At 66.8% G+C, this 22,071-nt stretch carries 17 protein-coding genes; 12 read left to right on the plus strand and 5 right to left on the minus strand.

What is annotated here, in order from left to right:
- Window positions 1-104: 104 nt before the first annotated feature.
- The 9 genes from CCR97_RS14025 to CCR97_RS14065 all read left to right on the plus strand — a co-directional run bounded on the left by CCR97_RS14025 (window position 105) and on the right by CCR97_RS14065 (window position 10,089).
- Window positions 105-1,787, plus strand: a complete 1,683-nt coding sequence (locus CCR97_RS14025) for a GMC family oxidoreductase (protein ID WP_111355142.1) — start codon at window positions 105-107, stop codon at window positions 1,785-1,787.
- A 346-nt stretch (window positions 1,788-2,133) separates the two neighbouring features.
- Window positions 2,134-2,952 carry a response regulator gene (locus tag CCR97_RS14030; protein ID WP_111355116.1) on the plus strand — a complete coding sequence of 273 codons (819 nt, stop codon included), beginning with the start codon at window positions 2,134-2,136 and terminating at the stop codon, window positions 2,950-2,952.
- A gap of 226 nt (window positions 2,953-3,178) precedes the next feature.
- Window positions 3,179-3,613, plus strand: coding sequence for a c-type cytochrome (locus CCR97_RS14035; protein ID WP_111355143.1), 435 nt, complete (start codon window positions 3,179-3,181; stop codon window positions 3,611-3,613).
- A gap of 97 nt (window positions 3,614-3,710) precedes the next feature.
- The gene (locus CCR97_RS14040; protein WP_244670451.1) at window positions 3,711-4,688 is read left to right on the plus strand and encodes a cytochrome-c peroxidase; all 978 of its coding nucleotides are present in this window, start codon (window positions 3,711-3,713) and stop codon (window positions 4,686-4,688) included.
- Entirely contained in the window at window positions 4,685-7,183 is a 2,499-nt protein-coding gene (locus tag CCR97_RS14045) for a two-component system VirA-like sensor kinase (RefSeq protein ID WP_111355117.1), read from the plus strand. Before CCR97_RS14040 ends, CCR97_RS14045 begins: the two co-directional genes overlap by 4 nt.
- Before the next feature lie 319 nt (window positions 7,184-7,502).
- Window positions 7,503-7,766: a hypothetical protein gene (locus tag CCR97_RS14050; protein WP_111355118.1), complete on the plus strand. Its 264-nt coding sequence runs from the start codon at window positions 7,503-7,505 to the stop codon at window positions 7,764-7,766.
- A 584-nt stretch (window positions 7,767-8,350) separates the two neighbouring features.
- Window positions 8,351-9,232 carry a DNA-methyltransferase gene (locus CCR97_RS14055; protein ID WP_245428675.1) on the plus strand — a complete coding sequence of 294 codons (882 nt, stop codon included), beginning with the start codon at window positions 8,351-8,353 and terminating at the stop codon, window positions 9,230-9,232.
- Window positions 9,229-9,588 carry a DUF5681 domain-containing protein gene (locus tag CCR97_RS31710; RefSeq protein ID WP_111355120.1) on the plus strand — a complete coding sequence of 120 codons (360 nt, stop codon included), beginning with the start codon at window positions 9,229-9,231 and terminating at the stop codon, window positions 9,586-9,588. Before CCR97_RS14055 ends, CCR97_RS31710 begins: the two co-directional genes overlap by 4 nt.
- Window positions 9,589-9,666: 78 nt before the next feature.
- Window positions 9,667-10,089 (plus strand): hypothetical protein, encoded by a 423-nt coding sequence (locus CCR97_RS14065; protein ID WP_111355121.1) that lies wholly within the window; start codon window positions 9,667-9,669, stop codon window positions 10,087-10,089.
- Window positions 10,090-10,279: 190 nt separating this feature from the next.
- Here CCR97_RS14065 and CCR97_RS14070 read toward each other — a convergent pair whose 3' ends face one another.
- The 5 genes from CCR97_RS14070 to CCR97_RS14090 all read right to left on the minus strand — a co-directional run bounded on the left by CCR97_RS14070 (window position 10,280) and on the right by CCR97_RS14090 (window position 18,643).
- Window positions 10,280-11,284 (minus strand): helix-turn-helix domain-containing protein, encoded by a 1,005-nt coding sequence (locus CCR97_RS14070; RefSeq protein ID WP_244670453.1) that lies wholly within the window; start codon window positions 11,282-11,284, stop codon window positions 10,280-10,282.
- Between the two features lie 137 nt (window positions 11,285-11,421).
- A complete protein-coding gene (locus tag CCR97_RS14075; RefSeq protein WP_111355123.1) occupies window positions 11,422-13,182 on the minus strand; it encodes a hypothetical protein in 1,761 nt (586 codons plus the stop codon).
- Window positions 13,183-13,190: 8 nt separating this feature from the next.
- Window positions 13,191-15,026 (minus strand): flagellar hook-associated protein FlgK, encoded by a 1,836-nt coding sequence (gene flgK, locus CCR97_RS14080; protein WP_111355124.1) that lies wholly within the window; start codon window positions 15,024-15,026, stop codon window positions 13,191-13,193.
- A gap of 31 nt (window positions 15,027-15,057) precedes the next feature.
- Window positions 15,058-16,458, minus strand: coding sequence for a flagellar hook protein FlgE (locus CCR97_RS14085; RefSeq protein WP_111355125.1), 1,401 nt, complete (start codon window positions 16,456-16,458; stop codon window positions 15,058-15,060).
- Window positions 16,459-16,678: 220 nt separating this feature from the next.
- Window positions 16,679-18,643, minus strand: a complete 1,965-nt coding sequence (locus CCR97_RS14090) for a hypothetical protein (RefSeq protein WP_245428672.1) — start codon at window positions 18,641-18,643, stop codon at window positions 16,679-16,681.
- 256 nt (window positions 18,644-18,899) lie between these two features.
- Here CCR97_RS14090 and CCR97_RS14095 point away from each other — a divergent pair, with 256 nt between their 5' ends.
- From CCR97_RS14095 to CCR97_RS14105, 3 genes are all read left to right on the plus strand, one after another.
- A complete protein-coding gene (locus tag CCR97_RS14095) occupies window positions 18,900-19,586 on the plus strand; it encodes an outer membrane protein (RefSeq protein ID WP_111355127.1) in 687 nt (228 codons plus the stop codon).
- A 363-nt stretch (window positions 19,587-19,949) separates the two neighbouring features.
- The gene (locus CCR97_RS14100; protein WP_111355128.1) at window positions 19,950-20,624 is read left to right on the plus strand and encodes a response regulator; all 675 of its coding nucleotides are present in this window, start codon (window positions 19,950-19,952) and stop codon (window positions 20,622-20,624) included.
- The gene (locus CCR97_RS14105) at window positions 20,621-21,985 is read left to right on the plus strand and encodes a sensor histidine kinase (protein WP_111355129.1); all 1,365 of its coding nucleotides are present in this window, start codon (window positions 20,621-20,623) and stop codon (window positions 21,983-21,985) included. Before CCR97_RS14100 ends, CCR97_RS14105 begins: the two co-directional genes overlap by 4 nt.
- The last annotated feature ends 86 nt before the right edge of the window (window positions 21,986-22,071 follow it).

The following is a 22,071-nucleotide window of genomic DNA, read 5'->3' on the forward strand; positions in this document are numbered from 1 at the left end:
CATGGGCAGGTCGGCGCGGTCACAGGCTGCGCGCATGCCCGAGATCAACCCGAAGAGCGACTCGGTGGCGCAGCGCGGATCATATGCCGCGCGAGGAGCATGCCATGCAATCGGATTCCGAAGGCCTCGACCACGCATCTCCGAACGCTGGTCGTCGGTCGCATCGCGATGCGAATGATCGACGGAGCTTCGACTTCATCGTCTGCGGTGCCGGCTCTGCCGGATGCGTGGTCGCGGCGAGGTTGGCGGAGCAGCACGATGCCCAGGTGCTGCTGCTCGAAGCCGGCGGCGGCGACACGTCGCCGACCATCGTGGACCCCGCGCAATGGGCGTTGAACCTCGGTTCGGAGCGTGACTGGGCGTTCGAGAGCGAGCCCAATGCGGGCCTGAACGGACGTCGGCTGCAGCTGAACATGGGCAAAGGCCTGGGCGGCGGCTCCAGCATCAACGTCATGGTCTGGGCGCGGGGCCACCAGGCGGACTGGGATCATTTCGCGGCGGAGGCCGGCGATCCGGCCTGGGGTTATCGATCCGTGCTCGGCTATTTTCGCCGCATCGAGAACTGGCAGGGCAAGGCCGACACGTTGCGCCGCGGATCCGGCGGTCCCGTGCATGTGGCGCAGCCGGATTCACCGAAGCCGGTCGCCTGTGCGATGGTCGAGGCCGCGGCCCTCGTCGGCATCCCGCGGTTCGACAGCCCGAACGGCGAGATGATGGAAGCTCCCGGCGGCGTCGCGATCGCCGATCTGCGCATTCGCGACGGACAGCGCGAGTCGGTGCATCAGTCTTATACGGCTCCACGCATGCACCAGGGGAACCTGACGGTGCTGACCGGCGCGCTCGTGTGCCGCCTCCGCCTCGACGGTCGCAGGGTGACCGCAGTGGAGGCCCTCGTCGGCGGGCAATTGCTGACGTTCGAGACACGCTGCGAGGTCGTCCTGTCGCTCGGCGCCGTCCACACGCCGAAGGTGCTGATGCAATCCGGGATCGGCCCTCGGGACGAGCTGCACGCTCACGGGCTCGACGTCGTCCAGCATCTGCCGGGCGTGGGCCGGAATCACCAGGATCACGTGGCCTTCGGCTGCACGTGGCAGTACGTCGAGCCGCAGGAGATCGGCAGCGGCGGCTGCGAAGCGACCTTGCATTGGAAGAGCGACGCGCGCCACGACGCGCCCGACATCTTGCAGTGCCAGCTCGGGTTCGCGGTGCCGTCGCCAGCCGAGGTCGGTGTGGCGCCCCCCGAGCATGGCTGGACCATGTTCGCCGGGCTGGCTCAGCCGAAGAGCCGCGGCCGCCTTCGTCTGTCCGGACCCCATCCGAGCGACCCGATGCTGATCGAGCCGAACCTTCTCAGCGAGCCCGAGGACATGACTGCGGCGCTCGCGGCCGTCGCGCTGTGCCGGGAGATCGGCAACCATCCGGTCTTCGGCCGAATCGTGCAGCGGGAGGTCGTGCCACGACAGCACGACCGCGCCGGCATGGAGCAGTTCATCAGGAACTCGGCGGTGACGTACTGGCACCAGTCCGGCACCGCCAAGATGGGCCGTGACGCCATGGCTGTCGTCGATCATCAGCTTCGGGTCTACGGCATCGACAATCTCCGTATCGCCGACGCGTCGATCATGCCGCGGATCACGTCGGGCAACACGATGGCCCCTTGCGTGGTCATCGGCGAGCGCGCGGCGGACATGATCCGCGCCGCGCACGGCCTGCAGGACGAAAGCCGCGAACCTGACCTGGCCGTCCACCATCCGAACGTCGCCGTCCGAAACGAGGCAGAGTTGTAGGCTACCGGCGCGACAGTCGGGTCTGGGCCTCTGGCGAATGCGCCGAGGCCGAACCGTATCGACGGGTGTAGCGGCCGCTCACGTTCCACCGAGCGGCTGCTCATCACCTGAGTGTGACCGCAACCGGGAACAAGTTGCAGAGACCCGCAGCCACGATTCGAGCTACTTCGTGCACGGCACAGCGCGACGATCCACTCACTCCGGATCGTCTGCGCCGGCATCGGATCCTTCGCGACGACGACGGCGAGGACGTGTGGCGAGCAGCGGAGAGACACGTGACCATGTGCGACATGGAGACATGGGAGGGCGTCCTGATGTGGATCGAGCAGCTGGCGTGGTTGGTTCGATGAGCGATCATCCCGCGGATTCGGAGCGGACCGTCGCGTCGGGACCCGCTTCGAGCCGCGACGACAGTACCGGCGAGGGCGCTGGCTCCGCGGCCGATCTCGCGGTGGACCGGATCTTGGTCGTCGACGACGACCCCACGCTCCGCCGCATGATCACGAGCTACTTCGAGGAGCACGACATCCCCTCGGTCGCGGTCGGCGGGCGATCGGAATTCGGCCGTCACTTCGGCGCGAGCGAGCCGGGGCTGGTCATTCTCGACCTGCGGCTCGGAACTGACGACGGCCTCGATCTGCTCCGCGAGATTCGATCGCGGTCCGATGTGCCGGTGATCATCACCACCGGCCACCGCCGCGACGAGATCGACCGGGTGCTCGGCCTCGAGCTCGGGGCGGACGACTACGTCACCAAGCCGTTCAGCTTGCGCGAGTTGCTCGCCCGGGTGAAGGCGGTGTTGCGCCGGCAGGAGTTCGGGCGTCAGGCGCGCAGCCGCAATCCGGAACGCGGCGGCTACCGGTTCGGCGGCTGGCGGCTCGAGCGGCGCAATCGCCGGCTGATCGATCCCGCCGGTGAGCCCGTCGCGTTGACCAAGGGCGAGTACGCGCTGCTGCTCGCCTTCCTCGAAGCGCCGCGGCGGCCGCTCTCACGCGAGCATCTTCTGCAAGCGACCCGGGTGCACGAGGACATCTACGACCGCAGCATCGACGTCCAGGTGCTCCGTCTCAGGCGCAAGTTGGAGGTCGATTCGAGCGCGCCACGGGTGATCCGCACCGAGCGCGGCGTCGGTTACGTGTTCGATCTGTCGGTCGAGCCGTTCTGATTACGGATGTAGCCGAATTCTCCCATGGCGAAACCGTGCCGTAGTCTCGCGCCTCCACGTTCGTTTCCTTCGGAAGCACCCGCAGGAGAGCGATGTGGAGAGTACCCGAGATACCGACTCGCGCCACCGAGCGCAGCGCCGACTCGGCCTGGCGCGCTCCATTTGGCTCGGGCTCGTCGTCGCGGCTCTCGCGCTCGGCGCGCTGGTCCTGAACGGTCGGTCGGGGATGACGGCCGTCGAGCGCGGCGCGTATCTGGTGACTTTGGGCGGATGCGCGGATTGTCACACGCCGGGGCACTTTCTCGGCCGTCCGGATGCGACCCGGCATCTCGGCGGGTCCGATGTCGGCTTCGAAATTCCCTCGCTCGGCGTTTTCTACGGTCCGAACATCACGCCCGACGACGACACCGGCATCGGGTCCTGGAGCGAGGCGGAGATCGTGACGGCGTTGCAGACCGGGTTCCGCCCCGACGGCCGCGGGCTCGCACCGGTGATGCCGTGGCGCGCCTTCGCGCAGCTCACGCCGGAGGACGCGCGGGCGATCGCCGCTTATCTGAAACACGTCCCGGCCGTGAAGAACAAGGTTCCGGGCCCGCTCGGTCCCGGCGAGCAAGCCCCCGCTTTCGTGATGCGGATCGTGCCGCCGACGGCGCCGCCATGACGTGAGCGGCGGAACCAGAAAGCCGAGTGTCATGGGGGTCCTCCGGAACGCAGAGACTTCATCGGGGCTGCGCAGGCTCGGGTGGCGCGACCGCGCGATGCGCCGATCGCTCGTCGCCGTCGTCTCCGGCGCGCTGACGGTCGTGATACTCACCTTCGGCATGCTCGCGGCCGCTTCGGACCACGATCCGGCGGCGCCGGATCGCGACGCGGCGGCGCGCGCATCGCCGCTTCGGGAGCCCATCACCCCGATCGGGCCCGCGCCGGACGCCGATCCGGCGAAGCTCGCGCTCGGCGAGCGGCTGTTCGCGGATCCGCGGCTGTCGGGGAACGGCCGTCGAAGCTGCATGTCGTGTCACGACCTCTCCACCAACGGCGCGACCGGCAATCGCCTGGATACGGCCCTCGACGGGACGACCACGCTCCCGCTCAACACCGGGACGGTGTTCAATGCGGCGCTCGCCTTTCGCCTGAACTGGGAGGGCGCTTATCGCACCTTCGAGTCTCAGGTCGAGGCGTCCTTCGTCAATCCGCTGGTGATGGGAACCACGATGGACGCGGTCGTCGCGAGGCTCGACGCGGACCCCGACATGGTCGGCCGCTTCCGCGCCGCCTATGGCCGCGGGCCGGACGCCGCGAGCCTTCTCGACGCTCTCGCGACCTTTCTGCGCTCGCTGGTCACGCCCGGAAGCCGGTTCGATCGCTGGCTCGCAGGAGAGTCGGGCGTCCTCACGGCACGCGAGGTCGAAGGCTACCGTCTGTTCAAGCAGCTCGGCTGCATCGCGTGCCATCAAGGCGCAGCGGTCGGCGCCAACATGTTCCAGCGGCACGGCATCTTTCGACCGCTCGCCTCGCCCGAGCCGGCCGTGGTGCGGGTGCCGAGCCTGCGCAACGTCGTCGCGACGGCGCCGTATTTCCACGACGGCAGCGCCCCGACACTCGCCGACGCGGTCCGACGAATGGGAGTGGCCCAGCTCGATCACCGCCTCGACGATGGACAGGTGTCCGCCATCGTCGACTTTCTAGGCACCCTCACCGGTGAGTATCGGAACCGGCGCGTCGAGCCCCCGCCATGAAAGCCACCGCAGCCGTCACGGCCGTCCTGCTTCTGCTTCTGCTGCTCACCGGACTGTGGCTGCGTGGCCTCGACCTCGACACCTCCCGGTACGGCACCTCGTTGCGTACGCTCGACGAGGTCGCGATGGCAGAGAGGGCGTTGCAGCGTGACGTGGTGACGGCGCGCGCCGGCCTGCTGCGCAACTACGATTCGCTGTCCGCAGCGGTGAGCAGGCTCGATGACGCGGTCGCCAAACTGCGGGATGCCGCGATCGACGATTCCGAGCGGATGGCTGCGATCGACGATCTCGAGAGGCTGATCGCAAGGCAGGGGACTTTGGTCGAGCGGTTCAAGAGCAGCAATGCACTGCTGCAGAACTCGCTGTCGTATTTCGGCCTGTTCAGCGCTCGTCTCGCCGCATCCGATCGGAATGGTCCGGTGATCGCCGCGACGACCAGCCTGGCCGCCGCCATGCTGAACCTCACGCTCGACACCTCCCCGGATGCCGCCGCAGCCGTCAAGCAACGCCTCGATGCGCTCCGCGCCCTGAGAAGCCCCGACAACGAAGACGCGATCCATGCCGTCTCGGCGCACGGCGAGATGCTTCACGCCACCCTGCCGGCGACCGACGCTTTGGTGAAGGAGGTCGTGTCTCTGCCGGTCGATCGCGCCCGCGAGGCGCTGGCGGCGATCGTGGTGCGCCGGCAGGACGAGGCGAGGGCGTCGGCGAACCGGTCGCGCGCGCTGCTGTTCGCGATCTCGGTCCTGCTGGTGGCCGCCCTGGTCCAGCTCGGGCGCCTGCTGCACCGGCGCGCGAGCGAGCTGCGGTCCCTCGCCGCGGCCGAGCATGTGATCGCCGGCGTGTCGACCCGTCTCGTCGGTTCGCGGCCGGACGAGATCGACGATGGGATCGTCGGCGCGCTCGAGGCCTTCGCCGGCATCTTCGGGGCGGACCGCGCCTATGTGGTGACGGCGGGCTCGCCGCCCGAGATCCATCGGTGGGCGCGGCCCGGCCTGGACTTTCCGTCTGGATGGCCGGAGCAGGCGATCGGTCTCGGAGCCTGGCTGAACGCCGGCGCGGCCCGGTCGATCAGTCTCCCGCAATTCGATCGTCTGCCGCCCGGGCCGGACCGGACACTGCTGTCGGCCGTGGCGCCGAAGGGCTGGTTCTGCACGCCGAGCACCAACGGATGGAGCCGTCTTCTCGGCTACGACGCCGTTCGATCGGAAAGCCTGAGCGAATCCGTCGACGGTGTGTTGGGCCGGATGGCGTTCGACGTCGTGGCGAACGCGCTCGATCGGCAGCAGGCGGAGCAGGAGCGCGTGCGCCTCGAGGCGATCCTGCAACGGGCCCGCCGGATGGAGACCCTCGGTGCGTTCGCGAGCGGGATCGCGCACAACTTCAACAACATCGTCGCCGCCATTCTGGGCTACGCGGAGATCGCCGGGGCGCAGGCGGAGCGCGGAACGCGCCTCGCCCGCAGCCTGGCCGAGATCCAGCGGGCGAGCGAGCGGGCACGTGATCTCGTCGACCAGATCCTCACCTTCGGCCGCCGCGGCGAGATGCCGAGAACGTGGGTTTCGGTCACGACGCTGGTCGACGAGGCGAGGTCGCTCCTCGCGGCCTCTCTGCCGGCTCACGTCCGGCTCGATGTCCGGATCACAGAGAGCGCCGGGGCCGTGCTCGGTGATCCGGTGCAGCTCCAGCAGGTGGTGCTGAACCTGTGCAACAACGCCGCCCAGGCGATGGACGGCGATGGCCGGATCGTGCTCGAGGCCGGCCTGCAGGTGCGCATGACGTCGCTGCGCGACGACGGCATCGCGCTCGCGCCGGGTCCTTGGGTGCTGCTCTCCGTGAGTGATACCGGGCGCGGAATGAGCGCGGCGACACTGGAACGGATCTTCGAGCCGTTCTTCACCACGCGGCCGGAGGGCAACGGCCTCGGGCTCGCGACCGTGCGGGAGATTGTGCGGGAGCATGGCGGCACGGTGATCGCCAGCAGCACGCGCGGCGTCGGAAGCCGGTTCGAGGTCTGGCTTCCGTCCGCCGGGCAGGAGGACTGCGACGCTGTTTCCTCGCGAACGCCCGTCGGGCACGGGGAGGGCGAGACCGTGCTGCTGATCTCGCCGGAGCGCGAGCATCTGCTCCACGACGAGGAGATGCTGGCGGCGCTCGGCTACGAGCCGGTCGGATTCGCCGACCCGACCGCAGCGGTCGCCGGCGACGGAGCGGTGCCGTCACGCTTCGACCTCGCCCTGGTGTGCCAACCCGACGGCTCGCGCACCGCGGCGGATGCCGCAGCGATGCTGCATCGCCTCGCGCCCGAGCTGCCGATCGTCGTCGCGATCCATTCAGCGATCGAGTCCGGCTCTGCATCGGTCACCCGTGCCGGCATTTGCGACATCGTTCATTATCCTCTCGTGTCCGACGAGCTCGCCGAGACCCTGGCGCGATGCATCCCAAACCCGCGCAGTCGCCGACACCGGACTTCGGACGTCGAGACCGTCGATTGACCCGAGATCGGTCTTCCGGGCCGGCCGTTCCACGTCAGCGAGTTCGACCCGTCTGCAAGTCTCGGCCGCCGAATAACAGTGTCGCACACGGCCGCGCACCAGCCGGCGATCGGCTCACGCCTCCACGCTTCGCGCCCACGTGACAGGCTCTGGTGGCCGTCCCGTGCGATCCGTGCGTGTCGAACTAATCACGGACCCGGTTGACACCTCGCCATTGTTACTGACGTAGCCCTGTTCTGCGTCGCCGAAACAAATCGGTAGCGGCGGGTCGCCAGATTGCTTGGGCCGGCACGAAGGCCGGAGCAGAAGGAGAACCGAGATGAAGACCACGATGACCATCGCTTTCGCTCTCGTGTCGCTGGTGGCGGTGGGCGCCGGCGCGATCGCGCAGCCGGCGCACCACGGGAACGGCGACCGCATCCGCCACGAGGCCGGGCCCATGTTCCGGGCCTACGCGCCCGCGGCCGGCGATCCGCGTCAGGCCTATGCGTCCGAGCCGTCCTATCGGCAGGACGCACCCGCCTTCGGACGTTCGAGCTCGCAGGAGCGCTGGTTCGATCAGGCGAAGGGGCACATCGATTGACGCACGCCCGGAACTCCGACGAGCAGAGCGACTCAGGTCGTTCCTTCGCGATCGCTTCTCTTCTGCTTGCGGATTCGAGCGAAGGTGGCGTCATGCTGGACATCGGCCGGTGAGCCGGCCGACCTGATCACGAAACTCCTGGCTTCGATGGACGGACAGACAGCCCGTTCATCTGCCGCCGGACAGTGCCGGGCCGGGGTTCATCGGCCGGACCGCGCAATGGACGCATCGCGTGACGTCAGTCCGGGAACCGGCCGCCGATTTTCGACCTTCGGGCTCGGGCTCGGCGGCCGATACGAACGAACCGAGCATGATCCACAAGGAGAATGCCTATTCGGCTGGGTGGTGGTGCAGGCAGTCCCTATCGGACGGCTCTCACCTGATATTCGCTGTTCCCGCCGGGAAAACTCCTGCTCGGCCCCGGAATGGCGGGTGGGTGTGCCCAAAACCCTCGTTATTCCGTGGCCTTGGCGGAATTTCCCTGTTCCTGGAAATCAGGGAAATGCCCCCAGGCCTTCAGGGGCTTTACTTTCAATACGCTCGCCCGCGAAAGCGCACCCGACGCCGCGGAGGCGCCGGACTTGGTGCCGGAGCCGCCCGAGGTCCCGGCCACACGCCACGGCGGCCTCTGGCTGCTCGGTCGCCACCGGCTGCTGTGTGGTGACGCCCGGGAGGCAGCCGATCACGCTCGGCTGCTCGGCGACGAACGGGCCGACTTGGTCTTCACCGATCCGCCCTACAACGTGCCGGTCGATGGCCATGTCTGCGGCCTCGGAGCGATCCGCCATCGGGAGTTCGCGATGGCGTCCGGGGAGGTGTCGCGGGAGGCGTTCACCGCCTTCCTGACCGTGACCCTGTCCAACGCAGCCTCGGTGTGTCGCGATGGCGCGATCGGCTTCGTGTGCATGGACTGGCGCCACATGCGCGAGCTGCTGCAGGCCGGCGACGCCGCCTTCACCGAGTTGAAGAACCTGTGCGTCTCGAACAAGACCTACGGCGGGATGGGGACGTTCTACCGCTCGAAGCACGAGCTGGTCTTCGTCTACAAGGTCGGGGCGGGGCCTCACACGAACAGCTTCGGGCTGGGAGACTCGGGGCGCTATCGAACGAATGTGTGGGACTATCCGGGGATCAGCAGCATCGGGGCGGACCGCGAGGAAGCCCTCGCGATGCATCCGACCGTCAAGCCCACCGCCTTGGTGGCCGACGCTATCCGTGATTGCTCGCGGCGCGGCGAGGTCGTTCTCGACGGCTTCGGCGGGTCTGGTACGACCCTGATCGCCGCGGAACTCTCGGGCCGCCGCGCACGTCTGATCGAGTACGACCCGGCCTATTGCGACGTCATCGTCATGCGATGGGAGCAACTGACCGGAAAGCGCGCGACATTAGCCGACACCGGCGACGCGTTCGAGGATGTCAGGGAGCAGCGCCATAGTTTGCAGGTCGGGCCGGAGGCGGGCCGATGACGAGAGATACGAAAAAGCCGCCCTCGAACCGCACCTACGAGGTCGGATACGGGAAGCCGCCGGTGAGCGGCCGGTTCGTGAAGGGCGTCTCGGGCAACCCGCGTGGTCGGCCGAGAAAGACGCCCCGTGTACCGCCGCCGGCGGACACGTCGGTGCGCGACAGCTTCCTGGAAGAGGCCGAGCGCGTCATCCAGCTTCGGGAAGGCGACAAGGTTCTTCAGATGACCGTGGCGGACGCGGTTCGCCGCGCCGAGGCGGTCGCGGCGTTGAAGGGCAACACTCACGCTCAGAGGAACTTTCTGGAGCGCGAAGCACGGTACAAGAAGAAATTTGCCGACGAGGTCGAGGCCCAGTAAGCGTCGTGGCGACGATACATCGATCGGTACGGTGCGCCTGGCGCCGCCATCCCGAAAGGCCTCCCGCATCCGGAGGACGTGATCATCGCGCCGGGCAAGCCGGTGTGGTTCCGGTTCGGCGTCGACCCGGAGGAGGCGGAGAGGCACTGTCTGACTTCTTGTCGGTTCCGAGATGCGTTCCTGCTCCAGGCAGAGATCGACGATCGATGTCACAGGAGAAAGCGGACGCCCGGATACGATCGCAAGGTCCCGGTGTCGCTGGTTCTCGCGATCTGCGCGAACTTGATGCTGCCGAACCGGCACAGATACGACCAAGACACGTTCGGCGCGGTTCAGCTGACCCATATGAACCTGCGGCAGAGCGAGCTCGAGAAGCGGCGTCACGAGGCGCTTTGCGCGATCGGGCTGAATGGGGCGAGGATGTTCATCATGCCCCTGATCAGCAAGCAACAGGTCGTGCAGATGACCAACCAGATCAAACGCAAACACGGCATAGAGTAGCGCGCCGTCTACGTCAGACGCTCCGAGTCAGCTTTCGGGCATCTTGTCGAACGTTCCGGACTCCGGTTGATGCACGTGAGTTAGTGCTCCGATTGGCGCAACGAAGCATGGTAGGGGAAGTTGCGATCCTGGCCGCTTCACGAAGCCGTTGTGCGAGCCCGGTGACTTTCATAAGGGCGGGGCTTCGCCGTCACAGATCGTGAATCCAAGATGTCAGTAAAATGCTGCGTTCCTGTACCGGGCCACCTCCACCCCCTCGGGTGACATCGCGCGGATTGACCCCATAGCGTCGACGGAAAGCGCGACTGAACACCTTCTCTGATTCATATCCGCACGCATAGGCGACCGACGACACCCGCTGGCGCGGACCGCCTTCGACTCCGGCCAGGAGCCGCATCGCGCGAACGAGACGGCGATTGCGGATGTAACTCGCGATCCCGCCGTCGTTCTCGAACAGCTTGTAGAGCGGTGTGCGAGAGAGTCCGAACCGTGCACGGACGAGATCGATCCCGAGATCGGAATTCTGGATATTGTCCTCGATGAACTGCTTGATCTCGATCGCCGTGGCGACCGGAAGGGACGACGGCGCGGCGTAGCCCGGCATGAACGCGGCATTGCAGATGGCGAGCGCTGCCGAGGTCAGCAGGTTCCGCTGCTCCGATCCGGCCCGGCTCAGACACCCCCGCATGTTCAGCAGGTGGTCGGCCAGCAGCTTGAACAGGGGGCTGCTCTGCGAGGGCAGAATTTGCATGTGCCGCAGGCCGGAGCGCCTCGTTTGGTCGTCGAACCGCCGTCGAGGAATGCAGATCTGAACGGCGGACGTTCCGTCGGTCGCGAGCTTGATGCTCTGGGCGAGGTCCAGGACGAAGACATCGCCGGGCCTGATCACGCCAGTTCCGCTGCCTGGGCGCGTGAGTTGCATCATTCCGGATATCTGCAGACCGATCAGGATGTGATCGACGCCCTGTGTCACGATCTGTGCGAGATTCCGTTCGGCATCATAGGCGCACGTACAGTGGTCGAAGAACAGTGCGCGCTCGAGATTGAAGCATCGGAAGACCAGATTCGGACGCGCAACCGCCGGCTTCGCTCTGGAAGCCACGAACAAGCTCGAGGTGAGCGCCTGCCATGTGCGCAATCTCGCCTGTTCGTCGTCGATCTCCGAAAGCTTCGGATCTATGACGTTGGCGTTCATCGCTTCTGCAGCCACCCCCCTTGTGGCTGCGATGTTACGCCTGCTCATTACCGCTGGATTACCAGTGCGCGCTCCCGAGAAAAATGAGGGAAGCGCTCCGGTTGTCCGATGCTTCTGATTCGCCGACGCCACGTCGGTTACCGGAGGTAGTTCACCAGCGACAGCTTGGAGAGCGTCGCGGTCACCTGGTAGCTGGCCTGCAGTCTCGCCTGGACGTCGAGGAGCTTCACCATCACCTCTTCGGTCGGGATGGTCTCGAGCTGATCGAGATGCGTCTGAATGATCGCCCGGGCCGACGTGTTCTGGGTCTTGGCGTCTGCCAGCGCGCCCGAGGCGAGGGCGAACTCGTTGGACAGTGCATCGAGCGTCTCGCCGGGCGGAAGCTGCGAGCGCGACCGGGTGACGAGTGCCTTCCACCGCTCCGTGGCTTCGGGCGTCGTCGCGCTCGGATCGGTCACGGCGAGGGCGGCGAAAACGGACAGCGCGCCGCGGAGAGGCGCTTCGTCGGCCCGCGCACCGACCGCGACCGTTCGGGTAGCGCCGGCACGAACGACGAAGGACGAGCGGGGATCCGAGGGCGATGCCTCGCCTTTGTACCAGATCACCGTCGATGCGGACGCCGACTGGAAATAGGTCGGCGCCGGCCCGGTGAAGTCGATTCGCCGCGGCGCGAGACCCGGTGCGGTCGAGCCGGCGAAGAAGTCCTGGGTCGCCCGCAGGGTCGCGCTCGCCGCGAGGTCCGTGCCGGCCGCCCGACCCAAGGCGCGCTGGAGCGTCGCGGACAGGTTGCGAGCCGTCTCGGAAGCCGTCGTGCCGATCGCGAAGCTCGTGGTCGATTGCGGATCGGCTTCGGATTGCGCTCGCAGGGTGAGGGTCGTCGTCGTGCCGTCGTGCAGGCTCAGGCGAATCGACAGCCGGTCGCCCTCCTTCGGCAGAGCCGTGACGTCGATGTCGAACGACGCGCGCGTCCCCGCATTCGCGAACGAGGCGGTGAGACCGGGCGGCGTTCCGCTCTGGACGCTGGCGATCTTTCCGTCGCCGACGAGCGTCACGAGGGACGCGGCTGCCTTCGCCGGGGAGCTGACGTCGGCGAGGTCGGCTCCCGAGAGGTCGTAGGTCTTCTGCCCGCCGCTCGCCTGGTTGACCACCACCCTGAAGCGGTCCGTCGCGAGCGGTGCCTGGGCGAAGCGGGGGGCAGCACCGTCCGCAATTCCCGGGGTGTAGTTGATCACGAACGGCCCGGTCGCCGTGGGCTTGCCGGAGATATTGAAGCCGAAATTCGCTCGCACGCCGGCATCGCTGCTCTCCTCCACGAGGACCCGGGTCGGCGAGGGGGTCGACACACTCAGATGGCCGGTCCCGCTTCCCTGGTCCGCCCTGATCTGTTCGGCCACCATGGTCCGGAGACCGGCCAGCGGTCTCGTCGCATCGGTCACATCGTCCTCGAGAAACGCATTCGCGGTGAGGACCGGCGGAACGCGGCTTTCCCTGCCACCGAACAGGTACTGGCCGTTGAACGTCTGATTCAGCGCAGCGAGCGTCCGTTCGAGACCCGCCTTGGCGATTTCTCGAGTGCCGAGGTTGTCGGCGGACGGATTGGTGAGCCCGCCGCCGAGGGTCGCGGCGGACTTCGCGATCTGTGCGAGGCTGAGCGAGGTCAGCTCCACGCGCGGTCGAGAGCCGTCGATGGCCATGTCGTAGCCGGCCAGGCCGGCGAGTTGCGCACGTGCGGCGAGGCTTGCGGAGCGACCGATGCCGAGATCGCCGTAGGTCTCCCCGACGCGCCGCGTGCTCAACTGGCTCGCCAGCGTCCGCATCTGCGCCGTGAGGGCGAGGAGATCGTACGTGTTGCGATCGGCGGTGAAATGGCCCGCGGCGAAGCTCGTGATGGTGTTCATGTCCGAACTCAGCTCCGCAGCAGGGTGTCTAGCATCTCGCGCGCGGCCGTCAGCACGCGCGCATTGGCGGCGTAGGCGGTCTGCAGCGTGATCAGGCGCGACATCTCTTCGTCGAGGTTGACACCCGCGCTCCTCGAATACGCGCCTTGAGCAGCCGCGAGCGCGACGCGCTGTCGTTCGTCGCCGGTCTTCGCTCTCGTGGCCGCGTCGCCCTCGGCGGCGATCACGTCCTGGGCAAAGGAGACGATGGTCGTCTCGTGCGGGGCCGACGTGCCGCCGATTCCGGAGGCGGACGAGAACGTCTGTGTACTCTTGGTCAGTGCATCGAAGACGAAGCCCATGCGGGCCGGATCGGGTGTGCCGTCGCTGCGGACCGCCAGCGGCGACGGGTTCTCGATCAGCAGTGGGTTGACGGCCAGGCGTCGGGCGAGGCCGAGCCGCTGCGCTCCGTCGTCGAGCGAGCCGGTGATCAGCGTCCCCGCGGCGCCGTCGACGAAAAGCGGAAGTTGGAGGCGTGAGGCCGAAAAGTCGCGAGCGGACGTCGGCTGGGTGATGGTCGCGACGACACTTCGAACGCCGGCGCCCGAGACGAGTACGGTGCCGTCGGCGTTTGACGTGGCCGCCAGTCCCGGCGCCACCATTCCGAGCGCGGCAGTGATCGAAGACGCGAAGTCCTGCGTAGACGCGGGCGCCGTCGGAATCCTGAACGTCTGCGCGCGTGCGTTCGAGTCGATGGTGAGCGACGGGTCCACGGCCCGCGACGCCTGGGCCGACGCGACGAGAATGACGTTGCTCCGGGCGCCGGCCGTCTCGATCGAGATCACGATGGAGTTGCCGGGCTTGAGGTCGGTCAGGTCGCTCGCCGTCAGCTCGAAGCCCGTGCCACTCGCCTTGGCCGACACACGCTTGTCGGTCAGAGACTGGGACAGCCCGAAAGCGAGATCGTCGAGACGACGCTGAGCCCGTGGCAACGCGCGGTTGCCCAGGTCGAGCGCGGCCGCAATCGATCCCGAACGAACGCCCCGCTGGTCCAGCTCGATCTCGCTTCCGCCCGGCAGGACCGCCGTCAGCCTGTTGCCGAGCCGCGTCTGGGGCGATGCCGCGATCGCCGTGTCGGACCCGCGGGCCGCCACCGCGAGCCTGGCCGCGGTGCCGCGGTCGACCAGGAGGACTCCCGACGGCGTCATCAGGGACGCACTGCCGTCGGCAAGCGTGGACGGTGTCACGTCGAGAAGGGATGCGAGCTGCGTGATCTGGTGGTCGCGCCGATCGAGCAGGTCGGCTCGTGAGGATGTGTCGGTCGCCGTGGCCACCTTGACGTTCAAGCTCGCGATCGAGGTCAACAAGCCGTTCGCGACCGAGACATCGGAGGCGAGGCGACCGTCGACGCCTTTGCGGAACGACTCCATGGAGTCGGCGATGGAGCGTACCTGATCAGCGAGAACGCAAGCGGCGCCGACGGTCGACCGGCGGACGGGCGCGGAGCCGGGATTCGACGCCAAGCCTTGACAGGCCTGCGTCAGAGCGTTGAGGCGGCCGTCGAGAGAGGTCGACTGTCCCGGCGCGCCGAAGAGCTTGTCGATCTGCGACGACAGGGCGAGCTCGGCCGATGCGAATGCGGCGCGCGACGTCTCCAGACGCATCTGCGTCAGAGCCGACATCTCGAAGGATCGAGCGATCTCGCTCGTCGCTACGCCCGCGTTGCCGGGACCGGATACGGTCGTCACCGTTCGCTTGACGTACCCGGCGACGCCGGCGTTCGCGATGTTCCGGGAGACGGAGCCCATGGCGAACTGCGTCGCCTTGAGACCGGCCGTCGCGGTGTCGAAGGCTCTCGTCAGCATTGAGGCACCCCGGTGTTGCGATCGGACCGGATCACCGGATCGCGTTCAGCAGTTCCGTCATCATCTGCTGTGAGGAGGTCATCACCTTCACGTTCGCGGAGTAGGCCTGCTGTGTCGCGATCAACTTCGAGAACTCGCCGGCGATGTCGCTGTTGGAGCCCTCGATGTTTCCACCGACGATCGACGCGGTCTGAAGGCCGGCCATCGGCGCGCCGGACTCGCGCGTCTGTACGTAATGGCCGCCCGCGACGGCCTTCAGACCGTTGGGATTGGCGAAGCTCGCGAGCCCCGCCGTGGCGAGCGGCGCGGTCATCTCGTTCGAGAAAGTTCCGACGATCGTGCCTTCCGGCGTCACCGACACGCTCTTCAGGGAGCCTGCGGCGTAGCCGTCCTGCGACAGCGTGTTGGTCGTCACACCGGGTGAGGATGTCGACCCGTTCGTCAATCGACCCACACCGAGATTGAGAGTGATGTCGCCCAGGTTCATGCCGTCGATCACGACCTGAGGAATCTTCAGGGAGGTGTTGCCGTCGGCCGCGACCGTGGCGGTGGCGGGCGGGATGAAACGGCCCGACGAATCGAAGGCGAACGCCGATCCGGTGTTGATCCAGTCGCCGGTCTTGGACGTTGTCGCGGTGGACGAATAGAACAGGTTCCAAGTCGTGTTCTTCGGCGGTGTCGCAGCCGGGTCCGCGTCCTGCACCCTCGCCCAGCGGGTCGAAAGCGGCACCGCCCCGCCGCCGGCCGCGTAGACGGTGAGAGACGGGCCGACCAGGGACTTGTTCAGAAAGCCGGACACCTGCGCGGCCGTGACCCGCTTCGTCATGTCCGGCGACGTCAACGTCGGATCGGTCACGATCGCGCTGCTCACGGTGTAGGGAGACGTGTCCTGCCCCTCCGATCCGCTCCCCGGCGACGGCTTCGGCAGATTGGCGCCGTAGTCGATGCGCGTCGTCTGGCGCCCGGGCATCGTCGCGTTCGCGATCTTGATCGGTCCGGACGACACGATCCCGCCGGTCGCCGGGTCGAGGTTGGTGCCGAACAGATAGGCGTCGGCGCCGTTGACCAGATAGCCGTCCTTCTTCAAGGTGAAATCGCCGCGCCGGGTGAACATCGTCGTCCCCGAGAACTTCGCGTCGCCGGTTCTTTGCTGGACCGTGAAGAAGCCCTCGCCGCTGATCGCCATGTTGGTCGGCACGCCGGTCGCCTTCAGCGGGCCCTGCAGCGAAATGGTCTGGCGCGCGGCGCCGACGACGCTTCCCGCCATGGTCTGCTCGGACGATTGCGCCGCGATCAGTTCGGAGAAGCTCGTTTCGATCGCCTTGTACCCGGGGGTGTGTGCATTCGCGATGTTCCCCGAGATGTTGCCGATGGCGTAGGATTGGGCCTTGATCCCGCTGAACGCCGTCTGTAGCGCGGTGGAGATGCTCATACCGTCCCCCTTGTCGAGGTCGAGTTGGTCGACCGACCGGCGCGACGCTTCGTCGTGGGCGCGCGGACCCGGTCGGTTTGGCCTCGATCGCACCTCGCCCGATGTGTCGGCCGATGGAGAGCGATCGAGGTCGTCGGTTCGAGTTCGTCGCACCGGGCCGGTGGGCCCGGTGTGGGGCGACGAACGACGGCGCCGGGCTCCGATCGCCGGGTCCGCCGCGTCAGCGCAGGAGCTGCAGAATGCCCTGCTGGGCCTGGTTGGCCAGCGACAGCGCCGAGATCGCCAGCGAGTTGCGCAGTTCGAGAGCCTTCTGGTTGGCCGTCTCCTCGTTCAGATCGGCGATCGTGAGGTTGTTGGCGCCGACATCGAGGACGTTGATGATGCCTTTGGTGAGCGCCTGGCGGTTCTGCACGACGGTCAGGCTCGAGCCGAAGGTCGATGCCTGGCTGCGCAGGGTCGACGCGGCGTTCGTCAGCTGGCTCAGCGCGGTCTTCACCTCGTCGTTGGTGGCGAAGTTGCCGGTGATCTTGCTGATCCCGAGCCCGATGAAGTCGAACTTCACGCCCTTGATGTCGAGGAAGCTCGTGTCCTTCTCGTTGAAGGTCAGGTGCAGCGTGTTCTCCTTCGAATCGGCACCCGAGCGGTGGAGCAGGTTGACGCCCTGGAAGCGGGCGTCCTGAGCGACCATCGAGATCTGATCCAGAAGGTCGTTGAACTGCTGCGCCAGGGCGGAGCGCTGCCCGGTGCTGTTGGCGCCCGTGGAGCCGGCACCGGTTCCGGAGCGGGCCTTGCTCACGTCGCCCGCGGTGCCGAACCCGATGTCCTTGGTGCTCGTCGCGGCCGACGTCACCGTCAGCTTCTGGTCGCCCCCCGACGCGGTGGAGCGCAGGGAGACCGTGCCGGCCCCGTTGTCGGCGACGGCGACGACCTTGCCCGAGATGCCGGTATCGGAATTGAGCTGCTTGTTGATCGCCGCAGCGATGTCCGACGCCTTCAGGGTGGAGACGCCGAGGGTCGCATCGGCGGCCTTGTTGAGATTGATGGTCTTCGTCAGGCCGCTTCCGAGCTGAACCGTGATCGAGGCGTCACCCGCGGTCAGATCGAAGGTGCCGCCGCTGAGCGTCGAGACGGCGATGCCGGTGGCGTTCGCCTTGGCCGATCCGTCGGTCGAGTCGATGCCGCTGGCCGTCACCGCCGCGAAGGCGCCGGTGCCGAAGCCGATGTCGATGGTGCCGCTCGTGCCGGTGACCGTGAGCTTCGCGTCGGTTCCCGTCGAGGTCGAGGTGAAGGTCAGTCGGCCATCGTTCGTCAGCGAGGCGGTGGCGATCCGCCCCTGAGCGGTAAGCTGCTGGTTGGCCTGAGCGACGATCTCGTCGGACGTCACCTTGGTGATGTCCTTCACGTTCGGCGTCAGCTTCGCGCGATCCAGGGTCACGCTCGCCGAGTTCCCGAAGGCGTCGGTCACGGAGAAGACCGAGGCGTTTGCGCTGAAGTCGTGCGTCCCGTCGGCGGCGGCGGCCGTACCGCTGCCCAGAAGCGACTTCCCGTTCGCAGCGGCGACCACGGCGCCGGTCGCGCCGGCACCACTCGACGAATTCTGGATCGCGAGCGCCTGTTGCGCCGTGCTCTTGGCCGAGTCGACCAGGCCCTGGATCCGAGTGATGCCCTGGTTGGCGGCCTGGATGGTCTGGATGCCGTTGGAGATTCCGTCGAGCAGCGAAAGCAGGTCGGACGACCGCGCCGTCATGGCCTGTGCGGCGAAGAAGTTGACGGGATTGTCGAGCGCGGAATTGACCTTCTTCTGAGTCGAGAGTCGGGACTGCGTGGTCGCGAGCAAAGACGCGGTGTCCTGCAACGAAAGCAGGTTCTGGCGCGTTGCGGCGGACAGGGTGATTTCGGACGGCATGACTGAGATCCTTCTGTTTCTCGTCACTTCATCGAGCGACCCCGAAAGACTGCCGGTCGGCGATTTCCGTGAGTGTAAAGATGCGGTAAGGGGTCGAGGTTTGAAGGGATCAGACGTGCTGAAGAAGGAACGTTTCGTACTTCGCGCGCGACGAGACGAATCCGCGACGCGTCTTCGACGAGCGATCGGGTCGAAGGCTGTTCTTCGCCGTCGTGCAGAAGCACGAAGCGACGTTCTCTCGTCCCGAGCGCGGAACGCGTTCTGGTCGAGGCAGATCACGACAGCGACCGGACCGAAGGCGAGCGCCGGTCCATCGCGTGAGCGGGTCCATCGAACGGGGTCGATCGCCGAGTCCCGTAGGCGGGTCGATTCGAAGGACGAAAAGCAGCCCGCACGTCTGCAGGCGTGCTCAGGCCTGCCACATCTCTTTCAGATGACGTAATTCTCTTGCAATCTTCGAGAGGCTCTTGAGGTCGGGTCGACATTGCGGCGGCCGGCGCAGAAGGCCGGCGGCTCGAAAGGATCGAGAAGCACGATGAAGAAGATGATGTTGGGTGTGGTCGCGCTCGCGATGCTGAGCACGACGTCCGCGATTGCCGCGGACCTCGGTCGGCCGAACCTGAAGGCGGCTCCTGTGAGCTATCTTCCGGCCGAGCCGATCTACAACTGGACCGGCTTCTACGTCGGCGGCCATCTCGGTGGCGCGTTCGGCGGAGGATCGACGTTCGGAAAAGATGCCCGCTTCGGTGGTGGCGCTCAGGTCGGGTACGACTATCAGTTCGCGCCCAACTGGGTCGTCGGTCTCGAAGGACAGTACAGCTGGTTGGCCGGCGGCGAGAAGACGGCCCAGTTCAGCACGTTCGGTCTGACGCGAGACCGTAATGGCCTCGGCTCGGTCACCGGTCGGCTCGGGTATGCCTCGGGTCCGGGACTTCTCTACGTCAAGGGCGGATACGCCTATCAGGATACGAAGTATGGCGCCACATCGGTCGCCTGGCCGGGCCGTGTGGCGTTCGACGGGAACAAGAAGAACGGTTACACGGTCGGTGCCGGTGTCGAGTATCAGCTCACGCCGAGCTGGTCGACCAAGCTCGAGTATCAGTACTATGGGTTCGGTGCCACGGACTTCCGTGCGGTGTCGCCGAACGGGACCGTGACGACCGGCTCGTTCGACAACAAAGAGCACTCTGTGATGGTGGGCCTGAACTACCGCTTCCGGTAAGCGACCGAAGTCCCAGACGGTCACGGAACGGAGGTGGCGAAAAGTCGGCGTGAGCCGGCTTTTCGTCGTCCGGCCGTGCATGTCGTCGAGATCATCGGACGACGATCGTCGCGGCATCGATGGTGAGTCACGTCTGGATGTCGTGGCGGACACGGCTTCGGTTGGTCGTCGTGCGCCGGGCGACGGCGTCCACCTCGCACTCGCCTGTCGAGCGCGGTGCAATCGGAGGCGGTGAGACCCGCCGGGTGCAGCGACAAGAACGCTTTTTTAAGGGCGGCAGGCGTAGGTACGGCTCGACCGTAATCCTGCTGCAATGAGTCATGCTTTCTCCTCTCGGCGGTCAGGGCCGACAAGGAGACGGCATTGCGACTACTCATCATCGAGGACGACAGTCAGCTCGGCCCATGGTTGCAGTCGGAGCTCGCGAGCGCCATGGGCGGCGCCGACTTGGTCGGCACGCTGGACGAGGCCTCGGCTGCGATCGCGGTGCGTCAGTTCGACTTGATCGTTCTCGATCGAGGCTTGCCCGACGGCGACGGGGTCGATCTGCTCGCGCGAATTCGACAGCAGCATCCCCGGCCGGGTGTGCTTGTTCTGACGGCACTCGACGATCCGAACGAGATCGCGCAGGCGCTCGATGCCGGTGCGGACGATTATCTTGCCAAGCCGTTCGAGCCGATCGAACTCGTGGCTCGCGTCAAGGCGGTCATCCGCCGCCTTCAGCTCGACCAGAGAGGACGGGTGACGATCGCCAATCTCACGTTCGAGCCGGCGTCGCGCATGGTCTACGTCGATGACGAGCCGCTGGTCATCCCGCGGCGCGAGCTCGCCTTGCTCGAAGCGCTCGTCCGCCGCAGCGGGCAGGTCGTCCTGTGCGACACGCTGGAGGCCGCAGCCTACGGGTTCGACGACGAAATTCAGTCGAATGCGATCGATGCGCATATCTCGCGGTTGCGCAAGCGCCTGCGTGAGAACGGTTGCTCGGCGACCATCAAGCCGCTTCGCGGCCTCGGCTATCTGCTCAGCGACGCGCGATGAGGCGCATTCGCAAGTCGATCGCGCTGATCGCTGCGACGCTGTTGAGCGTCGTCATCGTTCTCATACTTCTGTGCGTCGTGGTGCTGCAGCGCGTCCTGATGGGCGACGACTTCTCGGCCGCCCATTACGATGCGGCGGCTGCCGTCAAGGCGGCCTTGGATCGCGACGACCGCGGTATGCTGGTCGTCGACGAGACCAGCGCCAAGGCGAACACCGCGACGCCGGCGCTGCCGGCGATCAAGAGCATGTTTCCGGACTTCTGGTTCGTCGCCTCCGACGGACGCAGCATGGTCCGCTACGGGCCCGTTCCGGATCGCATCCTGGCGACCCTCCCGCACGGCGATCTCGGGGCCTCGTTCTCGGAGTTCGCCGTGAAGGACGATTCGTCGATGCGGATCCTCCGCTCGGCGATCGTCACGACGAGCCCGACGGGGACGATCCTGATCGATCTCGGCGGCGCGACCTACAGCCAGTGGCAGATGCTCACCGGCACGTTTCAGGACATGGTGATGTTCGTCATTCCGACAGCCGTCATGCTCGTCGGCACGATCGTCGCCGGGATCATCATCGTCCCGATTCTTATCGCGCGGCCCGTCCGGCGCGTCGCCGCCGCCGCCGAATACATCGACGGAACGCGCGAGGGGGCCCGGCTGCCCGAGGCGAGCGCGCCGGTCGAATTGATTCCGATGGTCGCCGCCTTCAACCGTGCGTTGGAACGAATCGACGCGACGGCTGCGGAGCAACGCCGTTTCCTGTCCAGCGCCGCGCATGAATTGCGAACGCCTTTGGCGCGCGCGCGCACGCGACTCGAGGGGCTCGACGACGGAGCATTGAAGAGTGCGCTCGTCGCCGACGTGCAGACGCTTTCTTCCATCGTGACGATGTTGCTCCAGTTGGCGCGGTTGTCGTCGAGCCCGGTTGCCTACGCCGACATCGACCTCGTCAAGGTCGCGCAGCGGGTCGCCGCCGAACATGCTCCGGCGGCGTTGAAGTCCGGCATCGAAATCGAGTTCAGCGCGCCGCCCACGTCGATCGAGATCACCGGCTCCGAACAGGCCATCGATATCGCGCTCTCCAACGTGTTCAGGAATGCGCTTCAGCACGCTCGGCGGGGACAGCGGGTCTTGGCCGAGGTGCTGGCGCCCGCGACTGTGAGGATCATCGATCACGGGCCGGGAATCGCCATCGAGGACCGGTCGGCCGTGCTGGAGCCCTATGTTCGCCGACGTAACGACAACGACGGGACTGGACTGGGTCTCGCGATCGTGGCGCAGGTGATGGCGCTTCACAATGGTCGGGTCGTGATCGACGAGACACCCGGCGGCGGCACCACCGTGAGCCTGGTTTTTCCGCCTCGCTGATGCCCGGCGGATATCAGCTCCGCGAGATGCGATGCATCCGGAGACGATGTCGACGCGTCGACGACCTGAACCGGTCTGCACGTTCG

This window comes from Rhodoplanes elegans, from assembly GCF_016653355.1.
Lineage (GTDB): Bacteria > Pseudomonadota > Alphaproteobacteria > Rhizobiales > Xanthobacteraceae > Rhodoplanes > Rhodoplanes elegans.